Below are 6,914 nucleotides of genomic sequence, written 5' to 3' on the forward strand. Positions count from 1 at the left end.
CAGACCGACGCCTTGCGCACAGGTGTCGCCTTGTGCACAGGTGTCCTCGAGCGGCTGCCGGGCGGGGTTATGGTTGTCGCGTGCACGGGAGCCCCGCACGGGGCTGAGAGGGCGTAGGGCGCCGACCGTCGAACCTGATCTGGGTCATGCCAGCGAAGGGAGAACACTTGAGCAGCCGTGCCGGCAGTCATGCGGGCAGCCGTGCGGGCAGTCACGCGTGCGACGTGCTCGTCGTCGGCGGGGGCGTCATCGGCCTGACCGCGGCCTGGCGTGCGCTGGAGGCCGGGGCGAGCGTCGTCGTCCTGGACCCCTCGCCCGGCGACGGCGCCACCCAGGCCGCCGCCGGCATGCTCGCGCCGGTCATGGAGGTGGGCTTCGGCGAGGAGGGGCAGGCGCGCCTCGGCACCGCTTCGCTCGCCCTCTGGCCGGCGTTCGCCGACGCGCTCGAACGAGCCGCGGGGCTGCCGGCGGGCGCCGTCGGCCTGGAGACCGCGGGGACCCTCGCCCTCGCGTACGACGGCGACGACCTGGTCGCGCTGCGCCGCATGCTCGCCCTGCACCGGGAGCTGGGTCTCGGCTCGGTGGAGCTCACGCCCGCCGAGGCGCGGCGGCGCGAGCCCGGCGTCGGACCCCGGGTCGCGGGCGCCGCGTGGGTTCCCGGCGACCACCACGCGGACCCGCGCGCCGTGCACGCGGCGCTCGCCGTGACCACCGCGCGCGCGACCCACGTGCGTCGCGCCGCGGTCTCGCTGACCTGGGCGGACGGCGCGGTCATCGGCGCGCTCGACGACGCGGGCACCGCCTACTTCGCCGGGACGGTGGTCCTGGCCGCCGGCCACGCGAGCGGGGCCCTGTTCGCGGGCGCGCCCACCCGGCCGGTGCCCGGAACGACCCTGCGCCTGGACGCCGCCGCCGACCGGTCACCCGCCGTCGTGGTGCGCGGCGCCGTGCAGGGACGGCCCGTCTACGCGGTGCCCCGCCGGGTACGGCCCGACGGGCGGCGTGAGCTGGTCGTGGGCGCGACGTCGGACGAGCGCGACGACGACCACCTGACCCGCGCCGGCGACGTCTTCGCGCTGCTGCGCGACGCCCGCGCCCTGCTGCCCGAGCTCGACGACGCGGTCCTCCTGGAGGTCGTCACCCGGTCCCGGCCTGGCAGCCCGGACAACGCGCCGCTCCTGGGCTGGGCGGCCGACGGCCTGTACCTGGCCACGGGGCACTACCGCAACGGCATCCTGCTCACCCCGCTGACGGCGGCCGCCGTCGACGAGGCGCTGGGCGGGGCGTCGGCCGGAGCGCTCGGCGGGCCGGCCGGCGGGCCGGGGGACAGGGCCGCCGTCGAGGCGGCCGCCCGGTACGCGGACCCGGGCCGGTTCGCCCGCGTGGCCGGTGCCGTCCGAGACAGCGCCACACCCACGACCGAACCCGCACCCACGATCGAACCCGCACCCATGACCGGGCCCGCACCCACGATCGAACCCGCACCCACGACCCAACGAGGAGGCACGGCATGACCACAGCGCCGCCCACCACAACGTCCGGGGCGTCCGGCGCCGCCGGAGCGCGGGGCGACAGCGCGCCCGGCGCCGTCGTCAACGGCGAGCCGTACCCGCTCGACGGTCCGCTGCCGATCGCCGACCTGGTCGCCCGGCTCCTGCCCGGCCTCGTGGTCGACGGCGCACCGCGCGGGGTCGCCGTCGCCCTGGACGACGCCGTCGTACCGCGCAGCGCCTGGAGCACCACGTACGTCCGGCCGGGCGACCGCGTCGAGGTAGTCACCGCCGTGCAGGGAGGCTGAGCATGCTGAGCACCAACGACACACCGTTCACCATCGCGGGCACGACGCTCGGGTCTCGCCTGGTCATGGGCACCGGGGGAGCGGCGAGCCTGCTCGCGCTGGAGGATGCCCTCGTGGCGTCGGGCACCGAACTGACGACCGTCGCGATGCGCCGCGTGTCCCGGCCCCGGCCGTCGGCCGACCCGGCGGCCCCCGGCGACCCGTCCGTCTGGGGGCTGCTCGAACGCCTGGGCATCCGCGCCCTGCCCAACACCGCCGGCTGCTTCTCGGTGCGCGAGGCGGTGCTCACCGCGCAGCTCGCCCGTGAGGCGTGCGCGACCGACTGGGTCAAGCTGGAGGTCATCGCCGACGACGTGACGCTGCTGCCCGACGTCATCGGCCTGGTCGAGGCAGCCAAGATCCTGGTCGACGACGGCTTCACCGTGCTGCCGTACACCAACGACGACCCGATCACCGCGCGCCGGCTCGAGGACGTCGGCTGTGCGGCGGTCATGCCGCTGGGCTCGCCGATCGGCTCCGGGCTCGGCATCGCCAACCCGCGCAACATCGAGGCGATCGCCGGCGCCGCCACGGTCCCGGTGATCCTGGACGCGGGGATCGGCACGGCGTCGGACGCGGCGCTCGCGATGGAGCTCGGGTGCGACGGCGTCCTGCTCGCGACCGCGGTGACCCGCGCGGCCGACCCGGTACGCATGGCGCACGCGATGCGGCTCGCGGTCGAGGCGGGACACGCGGCGGCCGGTGCGGGCCGGCCGCCGCGGCGGGAGCGGGCGCTGGCGTCGTCCCCGGTCGGCGGCCTGGTCGCGGTCGGCGACAACGTGGTCGGCGACAACCTGGACCTGGCGCTGTGACCGCGCTGCCGCCGCTCGTCGAGCCCGGCCGCGAGCTGAGCCGTGACGAGCTCGCCCGGTACGCGCGCCACCTGGTGCTGCCCGGGATGGGCCCGGAGGGGCAGCGCCGGCTGGCGAGCGCACGGGTGCTCGTGGTGGGTGCGGGCGGCCTCGGCAGCCCCGCCCTGCTCTACCTCGCCGCGGCGGGCGTCGGCACGCTCGGCATCGTGGACGACGACCTCGTCGAGACGTCGAACCTGCAGCGTCAGGTGATCCACGGCGTCTCGGACCTGGGCTCGCCGAAGACCGCGTCGGCACGTGCGACGGTCGCGGAGGTCAACCCGCACGTCCGCGTGGTCGAGCACCGGGAGCGGCTGACCGCCGCCAACGCGCTGGACGTGCTTTCCGACTACGACCTGGTGCTCGACGGGACCGACGCCTTCGCCACCCGCTACCTCGTCTCCGACGCCGCGGAGGTGCTGGGCATCCCGTGCGTCTGGGGCGCGATCTACCGGTTCACCGGACAGGTCGCCACGTTCTGGGGTGCTCCACCGGCCGGCGTGGAGGGCGTGACCTACCGGGACGTGTTCCCGGAGCCGCCGCCGGCAGGCGCCACGCCCGACTGCGCGACGGGCGGTGTGCTCGGCGCGCTGTGCGGCACCCTCGGCTCGGTCATGGCGACCGAGGCGATCAAGCTCCTCACCGGGCTGGGCGAGACCCTGCTCGGGCGGCTCGCGACGTACGACGCCCTGGCCCTGACCTGGCGGCACCTGACCGTCCGGCGCGATCCGGACCGGGAGCCCGTCACGGCGCTGCTGGCCGGCACCGGCACGGGTACCGGTGCCGGCGACGCGGACCCGTACGCGGTGTTCTGCGGGCTGGCGCCTGTGGACGGTGCGGTGACGGCGGATGGTGCAGTGCCGGCGGACGGCGCGGTGCCTTCGGCGCGGACCGCTGTGCGGACCACCGTGCGGGAGCTGGCGGCGCTGCGCACGGACGGTCCGGAGCCCGCCGTGCTCGATGTGCGCGAGCCCTGGGAGATCGAGCTCGCCGGCCTGCCGGGCGCCCGGCCGGTCCCGTCGGGTGCCTTCGCCGGGGACCGCGCGGGGGCCGTGGTCGACGACGTGACGGCTTGGGCAGCGGGCCGCTCGGTGCACGTGCTGTGCAAGTCCGGTGCCCGGTCGGACCGCGTGGCCCGGCAGCTGCGCGACTCGGGGCTCGACGCCCGGTCGGTCGAGGGCGGCATGGACGCCTGGACACGGGAGCATGTCGCGAGCAAATAGATGGCGATTATATGGCAAATAGAGAGCAAACTAGGTCATAATTGTCCGCATGACGCACGCGGAGGTGAGGCCAGGTCTCTTCGGTTGGCCGACGTTCTGGTTGCTGTACGCCGCCGCGGGCAATCTCGGCGCCATGGCCGCGACCGTCGTGCTCGTGCCGCCGCTGGTCGCGCTCGGGGAGTCTCCCGCACAGCCCGTGCTCGGGGTCCTCGGTGCCGTGCTCTGGGTGGCCGCCGTGGTCCTGGCGGTCCGCTGGGGGCATCCGAAGATCGTGCGCTTCATCGACCGGGCGCACTTTCGCCTGACGGACGACCACCTGTACCTCGGCCGACGGGACAAGCTGGCCGTCGACCTCCGCGACGTGACCGACGCCTGGTTCGGCACCCGCACCTCCGGCGGCTCCGCGACGAGAGCGGCGACCCGGCACGGTTACCGGGTGCTGGTGCTCGGCCTGGAGAACGGGTGGTTCGTGCCGGTCTCCCCGCCGCCGGGGATGTTCGCCGGCGGCGAGAGCGTCGAGCCGGACGCCATGCCGGTCGAGGCCGTCGTGCGCGGCGGGAGCGACCTCATGAGGGCGCTGATCACCAGGCTGGAACCCGTCCTCCGGGAGGGGGCCGAGATGCCGTTGCGGATGCGCGAGCTCACCGGGCCCGCCGACGTCAACTGGGTGTACGGCCCAGGCGCACCCGAGCTCCCGAAGGGTTCGAGACTCCCGAACTGGACCTTCGTCTGACCGCCGGGGAAGGCGATCCGGGAAGTGCTGTGACATCCGGACGCCCCGTGCGTCAGAGAGACATGACGCCGACGACAGATACCGTGACGCCGTCCAGCACCGACCCGCAGCGGGCAGCTCTGCCCATTCCCGGGACCCTTCCCGAGACGCTTCCCGGAAATGGCGCCGCGGCCGGCGCCCTGATCGCGCTCGACATCGACGGCACCCTCTCGGCGGGCGGCATGGCCGTCCCCGCGGTGACCGTCGAAGCAGTGGAGGACGTACGGCGGTCGGGGCACCACGTGGTGCTGGCCTCGGGTCGGTCCCTCGTGGGCGTGCTGCCTGTCGCCCGCCGGCTGGGCATCGACCCGGGCTGGGTCGTCGCGTCCAACGGCGCGGTGGTCGCGCGGGTCGGTGCGCCCCTGTCCGGTGGGTTCCGGCTCGAGACGGTGCACGCCTTCGATGTCGAGCCGGTGATCCGCCTCGCTCGCGCTGCCCTTCCCACGGTCCAGGTGGGCGTCGAGGAGATCGGCTGGGGCTACCGGGTCGACCGGTTCTTCGACCCCGACCTGGTGAACGGGGAGCAGCGCAGCGTCCCCGACACGGAGCTGTGGGACATGTCCGCGTCGCGCGTCATCCTCCGAGCCGACGGCGTCCTCGACCTGATCAAGCCGCTGCGCGCGCTGGGTGTCACCGCGACCCCGGCCGGCCCCGACTGGCTGGACGTCACGCCGCGCGGCGTGAGCAAGGCGACGGCCCTCGAGCGGATCAGGGAGCGGATCGGCGTGGACCCCGGGTGGACCGTGGCCGTGGGGGACGGCGTCAACGACCTGGAGATGATCGCGTGGGCGGCGCGCGGCGTCGCGATGGGCCACGCGCCAGCGGCCGTCGTCGATGCCGCGGACGAGGTCACCGGGACCCTGGCGGAGCACGGCGTCGTCAGGGTCCTCCGTACGCTGCCCCGGCGTCATGAGGCCTGAGGCTGCTCCGCGTACGACCCGGCGAGGTCTGCGACGTCGTTCGCGTACGACACCGAGCGGTTGTATGCCGCGAGCGCGGCGGCCCAGCCGTCGTCGGTGGTGACGTCGCCGCCGCTCTCGCAGAGGTAGTGGGCGGCGGTCAGCGCCGCGTCGTCGATCTGGTGCGGATCGGCCTTGCCGTCGAGGTTGCCGTCCTCCGCGTGGTCCGCCCAGGTGGCCGGGATGAACTGCATGGGTCCGACGGCGCGGTCCCACTCGACGTCCTCGTCGAGCGCGCCGTCGTCCGTGTCGGTGATCGCCATGACGCCCTCGCTGCCGTCCAGCGGGATGCCGATGATCGCCGGGCGCACCGTGCCGTCGTCGTCGGTGCGAGCGCCGAGGTAGGTGCCGTGCACCGACTCGACCATGCCGATGCCCGCGAGCGTGTTCCACCCGATGCCGCACTCCGGCTGCGTCCGTGCCAGCCGCAGGGCCGCGCCGGCGTAGGCCGCCAGGGCTCGTGGCGGGATCTCGGTGCGCTCGGCGGCGTCCGCGAGCCAGCCCCCGTGCGCCAGCTCCGCGAGGGGAACCTCGTCCACGTCACCCCGGCCGGCCGCCTCGGGGAGCTGCTGGAGCGGCGCGGGCGCGTAGGCGAGATCCGGCGGCCACGTCGTCCCGCCCGCGCCGCAGCCGGTCAGCAGCAGCGCGGTCGTGAGCGCGACGGTCCGGGTTCTTGGTCTCACGGTGATGATGCGTCTCCGACGTCTGGGGAACCGGTCAGCAGGCGATGCCCCCTGGCGCTCGCCGTGCCTTCCCAGAGGCTAAGGCCCGGCGAGGCCGATCCGGCATACCCCGACAGGACCTCCCACAAACATGCTCGTTCGCAGCCGGGGACGTCCTTCCCCTGACTCGGCAGCCGGGTGCTGAGCGCATGCGGTGTGCTGACCCGGCCGACGTGACCCGTGGGTCAGGCGGTGCCGGTCGTCGGCGGCGTCTCATGGGTCAGGCGGCTTCGGCGGGTTGTCGTGTCCGGCCGGCCGGTCAGGCGGCTTCGGTTGGGGCTTGGATGGGTTCGGGTAGGCGGATGCGGTGTCCGCGGGCGTCGGTGAACGCCCATCCGGTCTCCAGCAGGGCACCGGCCGGGGCGTCGGCCGCGTTGGTGGTGGTGGTTTTGCCGGTCCAGTGCATGGTGATGCCCTTGGTGTCGACGAGTTGGTGGTGGTGCCAGCACAGCAGTGCACTGTTGGTGACGGAGGTGTTTCCGCCGTCGGCCCAGTGGGTGATGGCGTGGTGGACTTCGCACCGGGAGGGTGGTTGGTCGCATCCTGGCCA

The 6,914-nt window shown here is 74.5% G+C and carries 8 protein-coding genes and 1 riboswitch; of the genes, 6 read left to right on the forward strand and 2 right to left on the reverse strand.

Features of this window, described 5'->3' with window-relative positions; all coding sequences use genetic code 11:
- Positions 1–74: 74 nt before the first annotated feature.
- Positions 75–178: riboswitch (TPP riboswitch) on the forward strand.
- The 6 genes from thiO to ACFWE2_RS03830 all read left to right on the forward strand — a co-directional run bounded on the left by thiO (position 168) and on the right by ACFWE2_RS03830 (position 5,603).
- Complete coding sequence (gene thiO / locus ACFWE2_RS03805; protein WP_377222879.1) at positions 168–1,514, forward strand: glycine oxidase ThiO; 1,347 nt, start codon at positions 168–170, stop codon at positions 1,512–1,514. Its footprint overlaps the riboswitch before it by 11 nt.
- Entirely contained in the window at positions 1,511–1,798 is a 288-nt protein-coding gene (gene thiS / locus ACFWE2_RS03810) for a sulfur carrier protein ThiS (protein ID WP_377222880.1), read from the forward strand. The genes thiO and thiS overlap by 4 nt, the downstream gene beginning before the upstream one ends.
- 2 nt (positions 1,799–1,800) lie before the next feature.
- A complete protein-coding gene (locus ACFWE2_RS03815) occupies positions 1,801–2,649 on the forward strand; it encodes a thiazole synthase (protein ID WP_377222881.1) in 849 nt (282 codons plus the stop codon).
- Entirely contained in the window at positions 2,646–3,911 is a 1,266-nt protein-coding gene (locus ACFWE2_RS03820; protein WP_377222882.1) for a ThiF family adenylyltransferase, read from the forward strand. Before ACFWE2_RS03815 ends, ACFWE2_RS03820 begins: the two co-directional genes overlap by 4 nt.
- A 49-nt stretch (positions 3,912–3,960) precedes the next feature.
- Positions 3,961–4,644 (forward strand): hypothetical protein, encoded by a 684-nt coding sequence (locus ACFWE2_RS03825; protein ID WP_377222883.1) that lies wholly within the window; start codon positions 3,961–3,963, stop codon positions 4,642–4,644.
- 83 nt (positions 4,645–4,727) lie between these two features.
- Positions 4,728–5,603, forward strand: a complete 876-nt coding sequence (locus ACFWE2_RS03830) for an HAD family hydrolase (RefSeq protein WP_377222884.1) — start codon at positions 4,728–4,730, stop codon at positions 5,601–5,603.
- On the opposite strand, the gene ACFWE2_RS03835 is transcribed toward ACFWE2_RS03830, so the two are convergent.
- Positions 5,591–6,325, reverse strand: a complete 735-nt coding sequence (locus ACFWE2_RS03835) for a lytic transglycosylase domain-containing protein (protein ID WP_377222885.1) — start codon at positions 6,323–6,325, stop codon at positions 5,591–5,593. The two genes, ACFWE2_RS03830 and ACFWE2_RS03835, sit on opposite strands and share 13 nt — an antisense overlap.
- Before the next feature lie 298 nt (positions 6,326–6,623).
- A partial coding sequence (locus tag ACFWE2_RS03840) for an HNH endonuclease signature motif containing protein (RefSeq protein WP_377222886.1) occupies positions 6,624–6,914 on the reverse strand: 291 nt, incomplete at its 5' end.

The sequence above is a fragment of the Promicromonospora sp. NPDC060271 genome (assembly GCF_042726755.1).
Taxonomy (GTDB): Bacteria; Actinomycetota; Actinomycetes; order Actinomycetales; family Cellulomonadaceae; genus Promicromonospora.